This window comes from Acinetobacter sp. YH12142 (assembly GCF_013418435.1).
Taxonomy (GTDB): Bacteria; Pseudomonadota; Gammaproteobacteria; order Pseudomonadales; family Moraxellaceae; genus Acinetobacter; species Acinetobacter amyesii.
This window is the reverse complement of sequence record NZ_VPCB01000014.1, coordinates 54,063-71,471: the sequence shown is the minus strand read 5'-3', so window position 1 is coordinate 71,471 and position 17,409 is coordinate 54,063. Positions and strand designations below refer to the sequence as shown.

14 protein-coding genes are annotated in these 17,409 nt (G+C 38.7%); 10 read left to right on the top strand and 4 right to left on the bottom strand.

Translation table 11 applies throughout. The features are described from left to right. Positions 1–81: 81 nt before the first annotated feature. The 9 genes from glnE to FTU77_RS11695 all read left to right on the top strand — a co-directional run bounded on the left by glnE (position 82) and on the right by FTU77_RS11695 (position 10,819). Positions 82–2,841, top strand: coding sequence for a bifunctional [glutamate--ammonia ligase]-adenylyl-L-tyrosine phosphorylase/[glutamate--ammonia-ligase] adenylyltransferase (glnE, locus tag FTU77_RS11735; RefSeq protein ID WP_180055868.1), 2,760 nt, complete (start codon positions 82–84; stop codon positions 2,839–2,841). Positions 2,842–2,859: 18 nt separating this feature from the next. Then, positions 2,860–3,786 (top strand): branched-chain amino acid transaminase, encoded by a 927-nt coding sequence (locus tag FTU77_RS11730; RefSeq protein ID WP_078191262.1) that lies wholly within the window; start codon positions 2,860–2,862, stop codon positions 3,784–3,786. Between the two features lie 83 nt (positions 3,787–3,869). Next, entirely contained in the window at positions 3,870–4,763 is an 894-nt protein-coding gene (locus FTU77_RS11725) for a mitochondrial fission ELM1 family protein (RefSeq protein ID WP_180055867.1), read from the top strand. Positions 4,764–4,850: 87 nt separating this feature from the next. Beyond that, positions 4,851–6,320 (top strand): phosphoethanolamine transferase, encoded by a 1,470-nt coding sequence (locus tag FTU77_RS11720; RefSeq protein ID WP_180055866.1) that lies wholly within the window; start codon positions 4,851–4,853, stop codon positions 6,318–6,320. 183 nt (positions 6,321–6,503) lie between these two features. After that, positions 6,504–7,523, top strand: coding sequence for a glycosyltransferase (locus FTU77_RS11715; protein ID WP_180055865.1), 1,020 nt, complete (start codon positions 6,504–6,506; stop codon positions 7,521–7,523). Then, on the top strand, positions 7,507–8,151 hold the full coding sequence (locus FTU77_RS11710) for a YrbL family protein (protein ID WP_180055864.1): 645 nt from the start codon (positions 7,507–7,509) through the stop codon (positions 8,149–8,151). Before FTU77_RS11715 ends, FTU77_RS11710 begins: the two co-directional genes overlap by 17 nt. 7 nt (positions 8,152–8,158) lie before the next feature. Then, the gene (locus FTU77_RS11705) at positions 8,159–9,166 is read left to right on the top strand and encodes a glycosyltransferase (protein ID WP_180055863.1); all 1,008 of its coding nucleotides are present in this window, start codon (positions 8,159–8,161) and stop codon (positions 9,164–9,166) included. Between the two features lie 18 nt (positions 9,167–9,184). After that, a complete protein-coding gene (locus FTU77_RS11700; protein WP_180055862.1) occupies positions 9,185–9,943 on the top strand; it encodes a glycosyltransferase family 25 protein in 759 nt (252 codons plus the stop codon). 60 nt (positions 9,944–10,003) lie between these two features. Further along, positions 10,004–10,819: a hypothetical protein gene (locus tag FTU77_RS11695; protein ID WP_257222207.1), complete on the top strand. Its 816-nt coding sequence runs from the start codon at positions 10,004–10,006 to the stop codon at positions 10,817–10,819. A 16-nt stretch (positions 10,820–10,835) separates the two neighbouring features. On the opposite strand, the gene FTU77_RS11690 is transcribed toward FTU77_RS11695, so the two are convergent. From FTU77_RS11690 to FTU77_RS11675, 4 genes are all read right to left on the bottom strand, one after another. Then, entirely contained in the window at positions 10,836–11,057 is a 222-nt protein-coding gene (locus FTU77_RS11690; RefSeq protein WP_180055861.1) for a hypothetical protein, read from the bottom strand. 125 nt (positions 11,058–11,182) lie between these two features. Next, on the bottom strand, positions 11,183–12,049 hold the full coding sequence (locus FTU77_RS11685) for a lysophospholipid acyltransferase family protein (RefSeq protein ID WP_180055860.1): 867 nt from the start codon (positions 12,047–12,049) through the stop codon (positions 11,183–11,185). A 314-nt stretch (positions 12,050–12,363) separates the two neighbouring features. Then, positions 12,364–14,148, bottom strand: coding sequence for an aspartate--tRNA ligase (gene aspS / locus FTU77_RS11680; RefSeq protein ID WP_180055859.1), 1,785 nt, complete (start codon positions 14,146–14,148; stop codon positions 12,364–12,366). A gap of 160 nt (positions 14,149–14,308) precedes the next feature. Then, positions 14,309–15,088 (bottom strand): DUF4184 family protein, encoded by a 780-nt coding sequence (locus FTU77_RS11675; protein ID WP_180055858.1) that lies wholly within the window; start codon positions 15,086–15,088, stop codon positions 14,309–14,311. Between the two features lie 147 nt (positions 15,089–15,235). Here FTU77_RS11675 and znuD point away from each other — a divergent pair, with 147 nt between their 5' ends. Then, the gene (gene znuD, locus FTU77_RS11670; RefSeq protein WP_180055857.1) at positions 15,236–17,320 is read left to right on the top strand and encodes a zinc piracy TonB-dependent receptor ZnuD; all 2,085 of its coding nucleotides are present in this window, start codon (positions 15,236–15,238) and stop codon (positions 17,318–17,320) included. Positions 17,321–17,409: the final 89 nt, after the last annotated feature.

Sequence of the window (17,409 nt, the reverse complement as noted above, 5' to 3'; positions counted from 1 at the left end):
TGGTATAAAAGCCTAAAAATACTTTTCCCTAAGCGTTATCAACTGTTATAACTAGAAAAAAATCACGCTAGGGTTTGTGAAATGAATGCGGAGCAATTGCAGAAAACATTACGTGCCAGTCAATATGCTGAACAGGTGCTCGGAATCCATCAGGCCAGTTTAGAACAAGACTATGCAATTGATCAGTTTCAAAGCTCGCTGAGTACGGCACAAATTCAACATTTTGTCGCAAGCAGCCTTGCCGATATCCAAGATGAAAATAGCTGGATGCGTGCAATTCGTGTGCTGCGCGCACGTCTGATGTTTCGTTGGATTTGGCAAGATGCCAATCAACTCACCGATGTCGTCACCTTAACTCGAGAGCTTTCAGACTTTGCCGATGCATCCATCTGTGCGGCAAAAGATTTTGCACTAAAGCCGTTGATCGCGAAATATGGCGAACCGCTAAGCTATAAGGGGAAAGTTCAAGACCTGATTGTGGTTGCCATGGGAAAACTGGGTGCGCAGGAACTTAATCTTTCAAGTGATATTGATCTTATTTTTGCCTTTGATGAACAGGGTGAAACCAACGGTCGAAAATGTATTGATGTGCAGCAGTTCTGTATTTTATGGGGCCAGAAATTAATTTACTTGCTTGACCATATTACCGCAGATGGTTTTGTCTTCCGTGTAGATATGCGCCTTCGCCCATGGGGCGATGGTTCTGCCTTGGCAATCAGTCATGCGGCATTAGAAAAATATTTAAGCCAGCATGGACGCGAATGGGAACGCTATGCCTGGATTAAGGCACGGATCGTCACGGGCGGTAAAGAAGGCGCCGAGTTACTGGAAATGACCCGACCTTTCGTCTTCCGCAAATATGTCGATTACACCGCTTTCGAAGCTATGCGTGACATGAAAGCCATGATCGAACGTGAAGTGCTACGTCGTAATATCGAAGAGGATATTAAACTCGGTGCAGGCGGAATTCGTGAAGTTGAGTTTATTGTTCAAGTCTTTCAGCTCATCTATGGCGGTTCAAAACTCGAGCTGCAAGATCGTCAGTGTTTGGTGAGTCTGCATCATTTAGGTGAAGTTGGATTATTAGAAAATACCGCGGTTGCTGATTTAGAAGATGCGTATTTATTTTTACGTCGTATTGAACATGCGATACAAGCGCTCAATGATCAGCAAACCCAATCGTTGCCCCATGAGCCTGAACCACGCCAACGTATTTTAGATACTTTAGGTTTTGCATCTTGGGATGACTTTTTGAATGTACTCAATCAGAAGCGTGCCAAAGTCATTTACCAATTTGAGCATCTTATTAAAGAAAAAGAACCCGATCCGTTATTGGAAAGTTTTAGTCATTTAGAAGCCCAGTTGAACGATGTTCTAGATGATGATGCCAAAAATTTAATTCACGAATTTTGGTATGGACATGCGCTGAAAAAATTACCTGCCAAAGCAGTACAGCGTTTAAAAACTTTTTGGCCACATCTCATTGAGGCGATATTACAGTCAGATAAACCTCAGGTGGCCTTACTACGTCTCATGCCTTTGGTGGAGTCGGTGCTGCGCCGTACGGTCTATTTGGTGATGCTGATTGAGAGCAAAGGGGCATTACAACGATTAGTGAAAATGGCAACAGTGAGTCCTTGGATCTGCGAAGAATTGACGCATTATCCCGTGCTGTTGGACGAGTTTTTGTCGATGGATTTTGAGCTGCCAAAGCGTAAAGATTTAGAAGACTCTCTACGTCAACAACTGCTTCGAATTGAAATTGATCAAGTCGAAGACCAAATGCGTGTTCTTCGATTATTTAAAAAATCCAATGTCTTAGCAGTAGCTGCTAGTGATGTTTTGGCAGAAAGTCCGTTGATGAAAGTGTCGGATGCATTGACCGATATTGCTGAAGTGTCGGTGAATGCAACCTTGCATTTGGCATATCAAATTGTTGCCAAAAAACATGGTTATCCAATCGATGCAGAAGGGCAGCGTTGTTCGATTGATCACACGGCTTTCGCGGTAATTGGCTATGGCAAGGTGGGTGGCATCGAGCTGGGTTATGGTTCGGACTTGGATTTGGTGTTTATTCACTATATGGACGAACAAGCGGATACCGATGGACAGAAACTAATTAGTGGCTTTGAATTTGCCATGCGGGTTGCACAAAAATTTATGTCCTTAATGACCACGCAAACCCTAGATGGTCGAGTGTATGAGGTGGATACACGTTTACGACCTTCGGGAGAGGCGGGTTTATTGGTGACCAGCTTAAAAGCCTTTGAGCAATATCAACATAAAAATGCTTGGGTCTGGGAGCATCAAGCTTTAGTACGTGCCAGAACGATTGCAGGTGAGCACAGTTTACGGATTGAAATTGAAAACTTGCGCTGCAATATTTTGACTCAGCCACGAGATGAGAACAATGTTCGTGCAGAAGTGCTTAAAATGCGCCAAAAAATGAAAGACCATCTAGGTTCTTCTAAAGAGCAGCAAAAAGATGGAATTTTTCATTTAAAACAAGATGCAGGTGGTATCGTTGACATCGAATTTATGGCACAGTATGCAGTATTAGCATGGAGTGGGTCGAATCCCGATCTCGCCCATTACTCTGACAACGTACGAATCCTTGAGGATGCCGCAAGAACGGATTGCTTATCCAGCGCCGATGCGACAGCATTGATTCAAGCTTATCTCCGTGAACGAGCCGAGAGCCACCGTTTAGCACTTGCGAATCAATCCATGCAAGTTTCAGCTGACGATTGGCACGATACCCGAGTGGTCGTTTGCAAGCTATGGCAAAGATTAATTGATCCAACTGCAACGTTTGCATTGGATAAAAATGACTGTGTATAAAAATTTGGAGTGTGTGCCATGAACTTGGCTGATCGTGATGGTTTTATTTGGCAAGATGGACAATTGGTTGATTGGCGTGAGGCGAAAACTCACGTATTAACACATACATTGCATTACAGCATGGGTGTGTTTGAAGGCGTCCGTGCTTATGAAACTCCGAATGGAACGGCTATTTTCCGTTTAAAAGAACACACTAAGCGTTTATTAAATTCTGCAAAAATTTATCAAATGAAAGTCCCATTTGATCATGCAGCATTAGAACAAGCTCAAATTGATGTGGTTCGTGAAAATAAATTGGCTTCTTGCTACCTACGTCCAATTATTTTTATTGGTTCAGAAAAATTAGGTATTGCAGCAACTGACAATACAATTCATGCCGTTGTTGCTGCATGGAGCTGGGGTGCTTACCTTGGTGATGAAGCGATGGCGAAGGGTATCCGTGTTAAAACGTCTTCATTTACGCACCATCATCCAAACGTGACCATGTGTAAAGCAAAAGCATCTGGTAACTATACTTTGTCCATTCTTGCACACCAAGAAGTGGCACATGCTGGCTATGACGAAGCAATGTTACTCGACCCACAAGGTTATGTATGTCAAGGTTCAGGCGAAAACGTATTCTTAGTTCGTGATGGCGTGATTCATACTCCTGACATCGCGGGTGGTGCGCTTGATGGTATTACCCGTCAAACCATTATTACGATTGCGAAAGACCTTGGTTTTGAAGTGGTTGAACGTCGTATTACACGTGACGAATTCTATATCGCTGATGAAGCATTCTTCACAGGTACTGCTGCTGAAGTGACGCCAATCCGTGAATATGATGACCGTCAAATTGGTGAAGGTTGTCGTGGTCCAATCACTGAGCAAATCCAAACTGCATTCTTTAATGCGGTTCAGGGTAAAGACCCTAAATATGCGCACTGGTTAACTTACGTAAAATAAGCTGATCGGTTAAGATGAAAAGGCGAAACTAAGTTTCGCCTTTTTTATTGGCTTGAAGACATTGAAATTTTTGGAACGTGACTATGCATATTGTTTATGTCAGTGATGGTAAAGCAGGACATCGCTCACAAGCTTTGGGTTTATTTAAAGCCATGCAGCGCCAATCTCAGGAAGCAGTCACATTTCAAGAAATTTCAATTGATGATTTGCCTATAGTGACACTTATTTCTGCGCTATTTAGCCATCAGCTTCATGCCGTAGAACACGAGCCAACCTATATTTTTGGCGTCGGCAGCCATACACATTTTCGAGTATGGGTGTTGGGCAAAGTATATAACAAAGCCAAAACCATTATTTTAATGAAGCCAAGCTTGCCGTTTGCATGGTTTGATTATGCGGTGATTCCACAGCACGATGGTATTCAGGCATCTAATAAAGTACTAACCACACAAGGTGCGTTAAATCCAATTGTAAATGAAGAGCGGCATCAGCATGGTCGAATCCTGATCGCCTTGGGGGGCTCTTCAAAACGCCATCAGTGGAATGCTGCTAAAGTACTCCAAGCGATTGAACAAATAGTCGAGCAGAATTCAAATTCACAAATCATTTTGACCACTTCACGGCGCACACCAAAAGCGTTTTTAGCAGAATTAAAACAGTTAAAGAATATTGAAAAAGTACAGATTTTCCCAGTTGAAGTCACTCCGCAAGGTTGGATTTTCGAAGAAATGCAAAAAGCCGAAGCGGTTTGGGTAACTGAAGATAGTGTTTCAATGATTTACGAGGCTCTCACCGCGGGTTGTAAAGTCGGGGTGATTGAAGTGGATCGCTTGAAGGAAGACCGGATTACCAAGTCGGTAGATGAAATTTTAAAACAAGGCTTGGTGTCGTTACAGACCACTTTAACTGATTTGAATCTCGCTACCGAATTTAAAGAAACTGACCGTATCGCCAAAAAGATTGTACTCGGTCCCTAAAGTATAGATAATACCCGACGAAAAATTTCTACCAACATTTCAGTCTAACTAGACAATGTTTGAATAATATTAAAGGGTTGTCAGGTCATGCTAAAAACCTATTTGTTTCCGCTTTTACTTTCGATTGGGTTTTGTATTGGCTTAGGTTTTTGGGACTATTTAGCTCATATTAAAAATGCCCCTTTATTTTTTATCTTGGTACTTTCGAGTACGTTTTTTTTTATTGCAGTAAAACAATTACATAGTCGTTTTTTTAAGTACATCTTCCTTAGTCTGTTTTTTGTCATTAGCCTGTATATTGCAAGTGGGACGGGGTTCTTACAAGGGCACATGTCTTTGGGAATCGTGGCATCGATGTTCCAAAGCAATACCAATGAAGCCTTTGAATTTTTATCTGTAGTTAATCCTAAATATATTGTTTTTGCCTTAATTATTTTTTTAAGTCTCTGTTTTTATATTTTATTTTTTAATCAAGCTAATCAGGGAAATTATCGCAAGCTGATTTTGGCACTTATCTTTATTGCTAACTGCGTCAGTGTGTTTGGTGTTCAAACTGCACTGGCGACGGTTAAATATAAACAAGAAGAGGCCAAGCTCCTTGAAGATAATGTGCAAGATGTCGATTGGCAAATTCAGCAGGTGAATGCTAGCTATGATAATCAAGTGATTATCATTGGTGAGAGTGTTCAGCGAGACCATTTATCACTCTACGGTTCGAAAGACGATACCACACCTTTTTTAAATCAGATGCCGCTGGATGTTGTAGATCATTACATCGCAACTGCACCGAATACGGTAACTAGTCTGACTCGTACGCTGACTTTGGTTGATCAAAATCGTGAACCGCAGATTGCAAAAAATGTTGTGACGCTAGCAAAACAAGCGGGTTATAACACCATGTGGATTTCAAATCAGGGATTTATGGGGAAAAATGATACGGCGATTTCTAAAATTGCTATTCATGCCGATCATCAGTTCTTCCTGAAAAGTGGTAACTATATGTCGAGTAATATTGATGACGACAAATTGGTCGAAATATTACAGGCCCAGTTAAAAAAATATGCTAATCAAAAAAATGTAATTTTTATTCATATGATGGGTTCACATCCGGATGCTTGTGAACGTCTGTTTAAGGCACCACGTATGTATGCGAATAAACCTGAAACGATTAATTGTTATTTATCTTCGATCAATAAGTTGGATCACTTTATAGAACAGATATATACCTCTTTGAAGGCTGATCAGCGTAGTTTCAGTGTGACCTATTTTTCTGATCATGGTATGACCGTGGATGAAGATTCATATCATGTAGATAATGATTTTAAAGATAATTATCAGGTTCCATTTTTTGTATTACGTAGCGATGCGCAGGCTAAAAAACAATATAACAAGACTGTCAGTGCCTACGATTATATGCATATTTATGCAGATTTATTGGGGGTGAAAACACCATTATTAGATCCTAAAAAATCGTTGGCGAATATTGAAGACAATCAAAATGTCACCGTTTTTGATTGGGATGATTATGTGCCATATCTAAGTTTAGGTGGTACATAATTAAAATTTTAGTATGAGTGAGTAGAATTTTCCTCAATTCAAAATACTGTTCTTATTCAATACAAGAAAGTTTAAGTGAGTGCTGACAAATTTTCATACTATAAAGTTAAATAATTTGAATAAATGAACGAGATTAATTTGAATCATATACAATAAGTTAAATTATTGGGGCTTAATTTTCTGATGAAGATTCTTCACATTTGTAACCTAGCTTATAAAAAATCTGCTGAGCAGTTTTATAACACAGACCGTAAAATTTCTTTTGGATTACAGCAAAATGGTCATTTTGTTTATGATTTTTCATTTAAAGATATGGCTTACTTTGGAACAATATGGCGGACTAAAAAAATTGGGGCTAAATGGGCAAATGCTGAAGTCTTACGTCTGACTGATAACTTACAACCAGACTTAGTATTGATTGGGCATTGTCCACAGATTGATCCTGAAACTTTAAAGCAAATTAGACAGAAATATCCAAATATTAAAATTGCCTTTTGGTATGTAGATCCAATCTATGAGTCTGAAAAAATTAAGTTTATCCATAAGTTTCAGCCTTACTTAGATACTATTTTTGTTACAACTGGCGGTGAGTTATTAAAACAATTCGCTAAAGATCAAACTGTGGCTGCATATATGCCGAACATGGTCAATTCGGTAGTTGAAGTAGGGCAAAGTTTTTTAAATAAAAATACTTCACATGATTTTATTTTTTGTGGTTCTGCTGGAGATCAGGAGCGAGCAAACTTTGTAAAACAGTTGCAGCAAAAAATATCATTTTTAAAACTGTACTTGCCTGGTTTTGTAGCGCCCAAGTTGTATGGAGCGGATTATATTCAAACGCTAACACAAAGTAAAATGGGATTGAGTTATTCACGACGCAATGATATTTGTTTATATGTATCTGATCGTATTGTGCAATTGACGGGGAATGGTTTACTGACATTCACGCCTAAAGTACCAGAATTAGATCTTTTATTTAATGATTCTGAAGTAGTCTATTTTGATAACTTGGATGATTTAGCTCGAAAGACACAATTTTATAAAGATAATCCAGATCAGGCTAAGTTAATAGCTGAGGCTGGTTGGAAGCGTGCACATGTGAGTTATAATTGTCAGCGTACAACAAAATTTATGTTGGAAACAATTTTTGATAAGCCGTATTCAGAAAATTATGAATGGTTAGAACATGTATTCAAAAAGTGAAATTGCTCAAGCAGAATTATTAGGTTCAGGGGCAAATCGTTATTGTGTGATTTCACCAAGAGATAATTCGATTTGTCTAAAAATTGATTTACCATTTGAGCGGAAAAAGACTAAAAACTGGAGACAGTCAATACAACGCTATTTAAGTCGTAATTTTAATTATTTTAATGAAAATTTTGTAGAATGGAGAGCTGCAAAAAAATTACACAAATTGGTGACTCATGAAATTGCTCTAGAATATATTGCTCCGATTTATAGTCTTGATGTGAGTGAGTTGGGTTGGATATTATCAACTGAACTTGTACGTAATGAAGATGGTACAGTTGCAAAAAGTTTACATCATCATATATGTGAAAACTCCACATTAAGTAAGCAACAGTTATACAAAGAGATTGATAAATTTTGTAAATTTTTGCTTGAATATCGCATCCCTTTATTTGACTTAAATTCTGGAAATATGGTTATACAGCAATCCTCAAAGGGGATGCGTTTATATTGTGTCGATATTAAATCTATAGCTCGTGGTAAAGAAATTATCCCCATTTCATATTGGTCTAATCGGTTGATGAAGAAAAAAATTCTACGTAGGGCTGATCGGTTGAAACAAGTTATTAAGAAACAAGGCTAGAAAACGTATGAAAATAGTACAGGTTATGGCTTCTAGTGCCGGTATGGGTGGATTGGAACAACATACCATAAAATTATGCAATGCCTTAGCAGAACATCATGAAGTGCATTTGATTGCTCATGCTTCATATCGAGATTATTTGCACGTAGGCATTAAGTTACATAATATTGATTTATCAAGAAGCCGATTTAACCCCTTGCTTCATTATCAGCTTTTTCAGCTTATAAAAAGTATTTCTCCAGACATTATTCATGCACAAGCAAACAAGGCTGCAAATATATTATCACCATGGCTCAATAAATTTGATTGTCCAACTATTGCTACAATCCACAATATTAAAACTAATATTAAGCCATTCCTTAAATTTGACAAGGTAATTGCAGTTAGTCATAAAATTGCACAAATTTTTCCAGAAGAGAATAAGGTTCAAGTAATCTGGAATGGGACATCTGTAGAGTATTTATCTGAAATGAGATTGACCCCACGAATTCGTCCACAAGCTTTAGCTATTGGACGGCTAGTACAAGCTAAAGGCTTTGATCTTTTAATTGAAGCTTGGCAAGGAGTTGATGCTGATCTTTTGATTGCAGGTGAAGGGGGAGATCGGCCTATTTTGGAAAAAAAAATATCTGAGCTTTTTTTGCAGGACAATGTAAAATTGTTGGGTTTGAGATCAGATATACCTCAATTATTAACAAATTCTGACGTTATGATTATTTCTTCTAGGAATGAGGGTGGACCTATTACACTTGCTGAAGCTTTACTATTAAAAGTACCTGTATTTGCCACAGATGTTGGAATGGTGACGGATTTTTTAGATCAAGAATATGTTTGCCGACCCAATGACGCACAAGCACTTAAGTTATTAATCAACAAAAAAATTGGTTTAAAATCTCAACTTCAACCAAAATTTGAATCAGCTTTTGAAAAAGCACAATTGAATTTGAAATTTGAAGAAATGTGTACAAAGACTGAAAAATTGTACTATGAACAGATTCAACTAAAGAAATCGTAATTTTTTTTGGAGCGGCAATTGAAAGTATTTATAATTAGTGTTGAACACAAAGAGTCACCTCGGTTAAAAATTTTTTTAAACCAATCCTTCTTTCAAGATAAAGCAATTCATTACGAAATTATAGGTATTAAGGGGGCAGATCTTCCTACTAAAGAATATTTCGAAATGGCTGTAAAAGGAAGAGAAAAACCTTTAACGCCTGGTGAATTGGGATGCACTTTATCACATTTAGAGGCTTTGAAAAGATTTTTAAACTCTAAAGAAGATTACGCTCTTATTCTAGAAGATGATGCCATCATTCCAGATGATTTAAATGAAGATATTATCTATAAGACAGTAAAAAGCATTAATTTACCAGCTAATATATTATTTAGTTTAGGTGGTATACAGATGAAAGTGTGTAGAAATGTTCGTGGAAAGATACAACCTTATACATTTTTAAATCAAAGTATATTGAAAGTCTCGCCTCATTTTTATAATAGAGTTAATTATACAGTGGCTTACATTGTGGATCGTGTAATGGCGGAAACCCTACTACATTATCATGAGCCTATTCGCCGCGCAGATGATTGGAGTTATTTACATGATTTTGACTCAACTTCGCAAATTTTAATGACACATTTATTTGATCATCCTATCGTAGAAAAATATGGTGATAATAAAGGTGTGAGCTTAATTCAACATGAAAGAGATTGCTCTGCAGATTTAAAAACGAGTAATTTTGGTGGTTTTTTGAGTAAAAACTTAGCTAAGATTTTTAATCATAAATATAAATAATATTTTTCATTTGTATATTAAACATACTTCATTTCTTAAATCTAAATTATGGGTGTTCTAATGAGTCTTAGTAAAAAAATAGTTTCTTTATTTCGTCCTTGGCTAAGGAGTAGATTTAAGAGATATGGTCATAAATATTCTACCAATAAAGATATTTTGATAAATGTTCCTGTTAGTCTTAATGTTTTACTCATAGGTATTTATCTGACGGATTATGCTAACCAAGCAGCCATTTTAAAAAAACAATTTTCTAGTTCCAAATTTCATAACGTTGAACAAAAGTGGTTTGCGATAGGAGAAAATCCAATTCCAGTAGAAATGCAAGATGTAACTATAGGGCATTCTTCAACTAAAATTCCTAAGTTTGAACTACTTACAAACTTGCTTAATAATATAGATTATCAAAAGTATGATTATTTAATTATAAGTGATGATGATATTCATATTTTAGCTGACTTTATTGACTTATATTTACTATATGTAGAAAAGTTCGCATTAAAAATTGCACAACCAGCACGAACATTCTACAGTTTTCATGATCATAAAATATGTCTTGCTCAAAAAAATGTAACTTGTAGAGCTACTAATTTTGTTGAAATTGGTCCAATTTTTTCTATACATAGAACAGTTTATGGGGATATTTTACCATTCCCTGTAGAAAGTCCAATGGGTTATGGTCTTGATTTTATTTGGCCAAAAATTGCTGAAAAAAAGTATTTCCGAATAGGTATAGTAGATGCCACACCAGTAGATCATAGCTATAGACCTCAGGGAAAAACGTATTCTGCTAATCTTAATACTATTCAGATGAACGAGATGTTGAGTAAATATGAAAATAATAAAGATGTGGAAAAAAAAGCACTTTATTATTTTTAACTCTTATTATGGGTTATTAGGAATCCTTCTCGCTGTTCCCCTTCAACACCATATAAATCAAACCGACAAAGATTAATAATGCACCTGCAAGGCTGCTGACACAGAATAAAACAATTCGGTTATAGGTGGTTAAGTTGAATAATTCATTGGCTAAAATGTAGCGCATGAACAACCATTGTACGACAGAAAAAACAATCAAGACGATTGCACGACGACGGACTTCAGGACGCATAGCCATAGGAGAATCACTTAAAGTGGAAATTGAGGCTATTATGCCACTGTCGATAATCGATCTCAATTGAATAAGATTAATCCAAGCGCGTGATACACAAATCTTAAGGTTGAGTTCTGTTTAGATCGCCTTTATTTGCGGTACATATTGATGTTGCCAAAGCAGACCCGAAAGCGTTTATAAGACCAGATATACTGTTCTGGTGCTTGGTTAATGATGTCTTGCATCGCGATGTTCAGCGCGTCGACAGACGATTGTAAATCTTTAGATAAAATCTCGTCTGCTAAGGGGTGGCAATGCACATCAAAGTGCCTTAAGTTGGGTTGTCGGATACAACTTAAGCCGATGACATTGCATTGGGTTTTTGCAGCAAGCTTTGAAACAAGTGTGATCGATAAAGTATTTTGCCCAAAAAAATTGGAATAAATGCCGCCTGAAGGCTTTGGTAAATGGTCTGGTAAAATCACCGTTAGGCCGCCTTGTTTTAAATGTTTAAAAATGGCACGGATCCCTGTTTCATCTGTCGGGACTAAGGTTGCATTAAACTTCTCTCGTGCTTCTAACAGATAACGATTGATCCCTTTATTTTTATTCGGTTTATACATAATCATCGGTTCTGTATACAAGTTCAGCCATGCATTGAGTAGTTCCCAACAGCCAAAATGCGGAACCACAACAATGACACCTTTTTTATTCGCAAGTGCTTCCGTGAGGATATTTTCACCATAAATATTTTTCAGTAAGCTCAGGCTATAACTTGGCGGCATCCCCCAACATTTAATAAATTCAATATAGGTCAGGCATTGGCTGCGGATACTTTGATTAATGAGCTGTCTCTGCGCAGTCTCTGACAAATCTGGGTAGGCCAGTTGAATATTGATGCTAGTGATAAGTTTGATCGATGAATTAAATAGATTAAGAATAAACGCGATCATCAAGGCCAAGTTTTGTAACAGCCAAAGTGGCAATAGCGCGATGATTTTGAATATAAAGTACATGGATCACAAGGTCTCAAAATTGACAGCATGGAATAAAATAAATTTTGCCAAGAGACCGGACTTATTCAATGAAAAGTACAAAAAGATCTGAATCTAAAAACAAAATAATCGGAAGTGGAAAATTGAGCTGTCCATTGCTCAAAGGATGTAGTTCAACATCATAACGTACTTGAAGCGTTTTGATATTAGCAAAGTACATCAAATCTTTAATTTATGTTTTGTAGGTTTTCTACCACCTTTTGTAGGTTGACATAAAAAACCCTGCATAGCGCAGGGTTTTTTGAAACTTAAAATCTAAATCTTAAAATGTAAGATTATTTAGATTCTTCAGCTTTTGGTTTTTCACGTAAGCGAATACCTAGGTCGCGCAATTGGGTTGCTTCAACTGGCGCAGGCGCTTGAGTTAAAGGGCATTCCGCAGTCTTAGTTTTCGGGAATGCAATCACGTCACGGATAGAAGATGCACCAGTCATCAACATCACTAAACGGTCAAGACCGAATGCTAAACCACCGTGAGGAGGCGCACCGAATTTCAAGGCATTAAGCAAGAAGCTGAATTTCTCTTCTGCTTCTTCTTCAGAAATACCAAGCGCTTCAAAGATCGCTTTTTGCATTTCTAGGTTGAAGATACGTAATGAACCACCACCGATTTCAGTACCGTTCAATACCATATCGTAAGCAACAGAAAGTGCAGCACCTGGGTTGTTCTTCACTTCTTCAACGCTTGATTTTGGCAGCGTGAATGGGTGATGAACAGACGTCCATTTACCGTCATCAGTTTCTTCGAACATTGGGAAGTCAACAACCCAAAGTGGCGCCCACTCGCAAGTTGCAAGTTTCATGTCGTGACCGACTTTGATACGTAAAGCACCCATCGCATCATTTACGATTTTCGCTTTGTCCGCACCAAAGAATACGATGTCGCCATTTTCAGCACCAACGCGTTTCAATAGATCAAGCACGATTGGCTCGATGAATTTAACGATTGGAGATTGAAGACCTTCAATACCTTTTTCAAGTTCGTTGACTTTGATGTAAGCCAAGCCTTTCGCGCCATAAATGCCAACGAATTTAGTGTATTCGTCAATTTGGCTACGTGGAAGCGCGCCAGCACCTGGTACGCGAAGCGCAACAATACGGCCTTTAGGATCTTTTGCAGGACCTGCGAATACTTTGAACTCAACGTCTTGCATCATGTCTGCAACATCAACAAGTTTCAAAGGAATACGTAAGTCAGGTTTATCAGATGCATAGTCACGCATTGCATCTGCATACGTCATACGTGGGAACTTGTCGAACTGAACGTTTAGAAGTTCTTTGAACATCTTAACCGTTAAACGTTCCATTAAATCCATGATGTCATCGTCACTCATGAACGATGTTTCAACGTCGATTTGTGTGAATTCAGGTTGACGGTCAGCACGTAAGTCTTCATCACGGAAACATTTAGCAATTTGGTAGTAACGATCGATACCGCCAACCATTAACAACTGTTTGAACAATTGTGGAGATTGTGGAAGTGCGTAGAAGCTACCGTTAGAAACACGACTTGGTACTAAATAGTCACGCGCACCTTCAGGAGTCGCACGAGTCAAAATCGGTGTTTCCACGTCTAAGAAACCATTTTCTTCGAAGTAGTTACGAATTAGGTTAGTCAATTTAGAACGGAAACGTAAACGATCTAACATTTCTGGACGACGAATATCGAGGAAACGATATTTCAAACGTACTTCTTCAGAAATATTGGTATTTTCGTCATTCAATGGGAATGGAGGAGTTTCAGACGCAGCAAGAACTTCAATTTCTTTGCCTAAAACTTCGATTTGACCACTCACGATATTCGCGTTTTCAGTACCTTCGTAACGACGACGTACACGGCCTGTAATTTTTAATACGAATTCTGAACGTGATTTATCAGCAGTCGCGAAAGCTTCAGGAGTATCAGGGTCAATCACTACTTGAACAAGGCCATCACGGTCGCGCATGTCAAGGAAGATTACACCACCGTGGTCACGGCGACGGTGAACCCAACCGCATAATGTAACGGTTTGGTCGATTTGGGCTTCAGTAAGTGAGCCGCAGTAATGAGTTCGCATCATAGCGTTAGAAATCCAACTATATGGGTTAAGGTCAGCGAATACGTAAACAGCGTACCGCTTTTATTCGAATAGGGGATTATGCCTCTTTTTGGCTGTTTTGTCACAAGGACTTATTGCTAAAACAGCCAAATTTACAGCAAATTTTTGCTCAATGAAGGGCTTAAGCCGATGACGTAGAAAAAATGTTAGTGCTCTTGCTTAAGATCAGAAATATCAGACTACCAAGGCTAAACGTGGCCAAAAATGCACGAAAAAAATAATTAATGGCTTTGCCGACATAGGCATACAGGTCATGCACAAAGGCATCTGAGTAAATACTGTCAGCAAAATAAAAATAACTTGCGATTCCCGCAGCTAGAGACAGGGCCGCTAAACCATATACATAGACTTTGATGGTTGTGGGGACGTTTACAGTACTTCGATAGTGAAGATGATGACGATAAATCATCCATGCCAAAACGGGGAGTGCCAAGCCAGATAATCCAATTTGCAACACGCGATGTAGGGGATATGAATGACCAAAAAATTGAATCGGTAGACTCAATAGATCCTTAAATGCAAAGGTACGAAAGTCAACATGGGTCAAGCCATCCCAAACAATATGCGTCGAAGTTCCAATGATGAGTGCGAGGATGAGGCTTAGGATAAACCCACAGCATTGATTGAAATTCTGTAGATGCAGCGGCTTATTTAAACCAAAAAAAGCAAATAACATCGGGCGATAAAGCACATACCACAGCACACAAAACAGCAAACCTAGGATTAAGTTTGGAACAATTAACCCCGACCATTGATGTGAACCTACATAGTCAGCATTAGTAAATAAACGGAATAAATCCGGCACCATGCTACCAATTGCGAGTGCTGCAATAGACAGGCGGTTTCCGCTTAACTTGGAAATAGGCGGTGCGAGTACAGCATGGGATATGGTAAAAGGCATTGAACTAAAATAAATAAATGAATAAATACAATGTGGTATTAGTGAGTGTATATGATTTGGGCAGATTAGAATGTTTTTTATTGCAAAACAAATGAAATGTTATATTATAACATTTTTCAAAAATAGCCTGATTTGAGTCTCTCCAACATGTCTTTTCATAAAAATTTAATAACTGTTTCGATTTTTGCAGTGATTGCACCCAACCTTTATGCCGATGACCCAGAACAACAGGTACAAAAGCTCGAAACCATTAATGTTCAGGTCCATCCCTTAAACCAAAGTGCGGCAGATTTTGCTGTTGCCGATAATGTCATTCAACATAAAGCCCTTGCACAAGGTGGCGTCACAATTGGTGATGCGTTAGCCGGACAGCCGGGTGTATATTCAAATCAGTTTGGTGCAGGTTCAAGTCGTCCTGTGCTGCGTGGTCAAGATGGTCCTCGTGTCAAAGTCTTAGAACACGCCTCAGAAACTGCAGATGTTTCGACTTTATCTCCTGACCATGCGGTTACGGTAGATCCGATTTTGGCAAAACAAATTGAAGTGATCCGTGGGCCATCAACGCTGTTATACGCGGCAGGCACAGTTGGCGGTTTGGTCAATGTGACGGATCAGAAAATTCCAACGGCGATTCCTGATAAAGGTTATGAAGGGCAAGTTGGGGTTCGTTATAACTCAGGCAGTGATGAAAAATTGGCGAGTGCCGGTGTGACGGCTGCTTTAGGTGAGCAATTTGCCATCCGTGTAGAAGGTTCGAAACGCAAAGCCAATGATTATATTGCACCCAATTATTTCCATGATCATGATGGTGAATTAGAAAAAGAACGCCGCGTTGGCAACACTTTTGCAGAAGGGCAAAATGTCAGTGTGGGCGCGTCATGGATTCATGATCGTGGTTTTGCTGGACTGTCTTATAGCAACCGACAAGACCAATATGGCCTGCCGGGTCATAGTCATGAATATGAAAGCTGTCATCCACATGATGACCATCTACACTGTGATGGTCATGATAACCATGGGCATACCGATGAGCATGATCATTCAGCGCATGACGAACATGATCACGATCATGATGCCGCAGGCCCATGGGTCGACTTAAAGTCAGAACGCTATGATTTCCGTACTGAATTGGCTGAGCCGTTTGCAGGATTCCAAAAACTACGTGCGCATGCGAGTTATACGGACTATAAACATGATGAAATTGAAGGTAACACCGCAGCAACCACTTTTAAAAGTAAAGGTTATGATGGCCGTTTAGAATTGGTCCATAACCCAATTGCTGAATGGGAAGGGGTAATCGGTACCCAGTACAATCAACAAAAGCTCAATATCAGTGGTGAAGAATCATTGATGAACCCAAATAAAACCCAAAAATGGAGTGTGTTTGGTTTAGAGCATAAACAATTTGGTGATTTTCATGTCGAGCTGGGCGCCCGTGTCGATCAGCAGAAAATTCAAATCGATTCTGCACAAAAAGATTATGATGATTATAGCATCTCTTATTCAGGTGCTGTGAATTGGGCGTTTGCACCCAATTATAAATTGTCACTGGTCGGTTCGCATCAAGAGCGTTTGCCATTAGCGCAAGAGCTGTATGCAGATGGCAAGCATTTTGCGACCAATACCTATGAACGTGGGAATGAAAATCTAGATGTTGAAAAATCCAATAACCTGGAATTAGGTTTCCATTATGAAAAAGATCAGTTGGATTATCACGTTCATGTGTACCACAACTGGTATGACAACTACATTTATGCTGCAACTAAAGATAATTTTGAAAACTTCCGCTTAGTTGATTACACCCAAGACAAAGCCAAGTTCTATGGCGCGGAAGCTCAAATGGGTTATGCCATTAATGATATGTATAAACTCAGTGTCTTTGGTGATTATGTACGCGGCAAAATTGATGGTGAAAATGCGCCACGTGTGCCTGCAGGGCGCTTAGGAACCAAGGTCGATGTTGACTTTGCCGATGGTTGGTCAGGTCTTGCAGAATATTCACATGTATTCAAACAAGACAAAATCACTGCATTTGAGCGTGAAACAGATGGCTACAACATGGTGAACTTGGGCGTGGCCTATAGTGGCCAGTTGAAAGATCAAAATGATTATCGGGTTTATTTCAAAGCCAATAATTTATTGGATGAAGATGTTTACTCTCACACGTCATTCCTTGCCAATATTCCACAAGTCGGTCGTAATTTTACAGTTGGTCTTGAATTTGGTTTCTAATTGAATTTGCACAGACTTTTCTAAGGAAGTCTAGGTGAAGTCACAGAAATCCTCTTGAAAAATCAATGAATAAAACCTAGTCTGAGCGC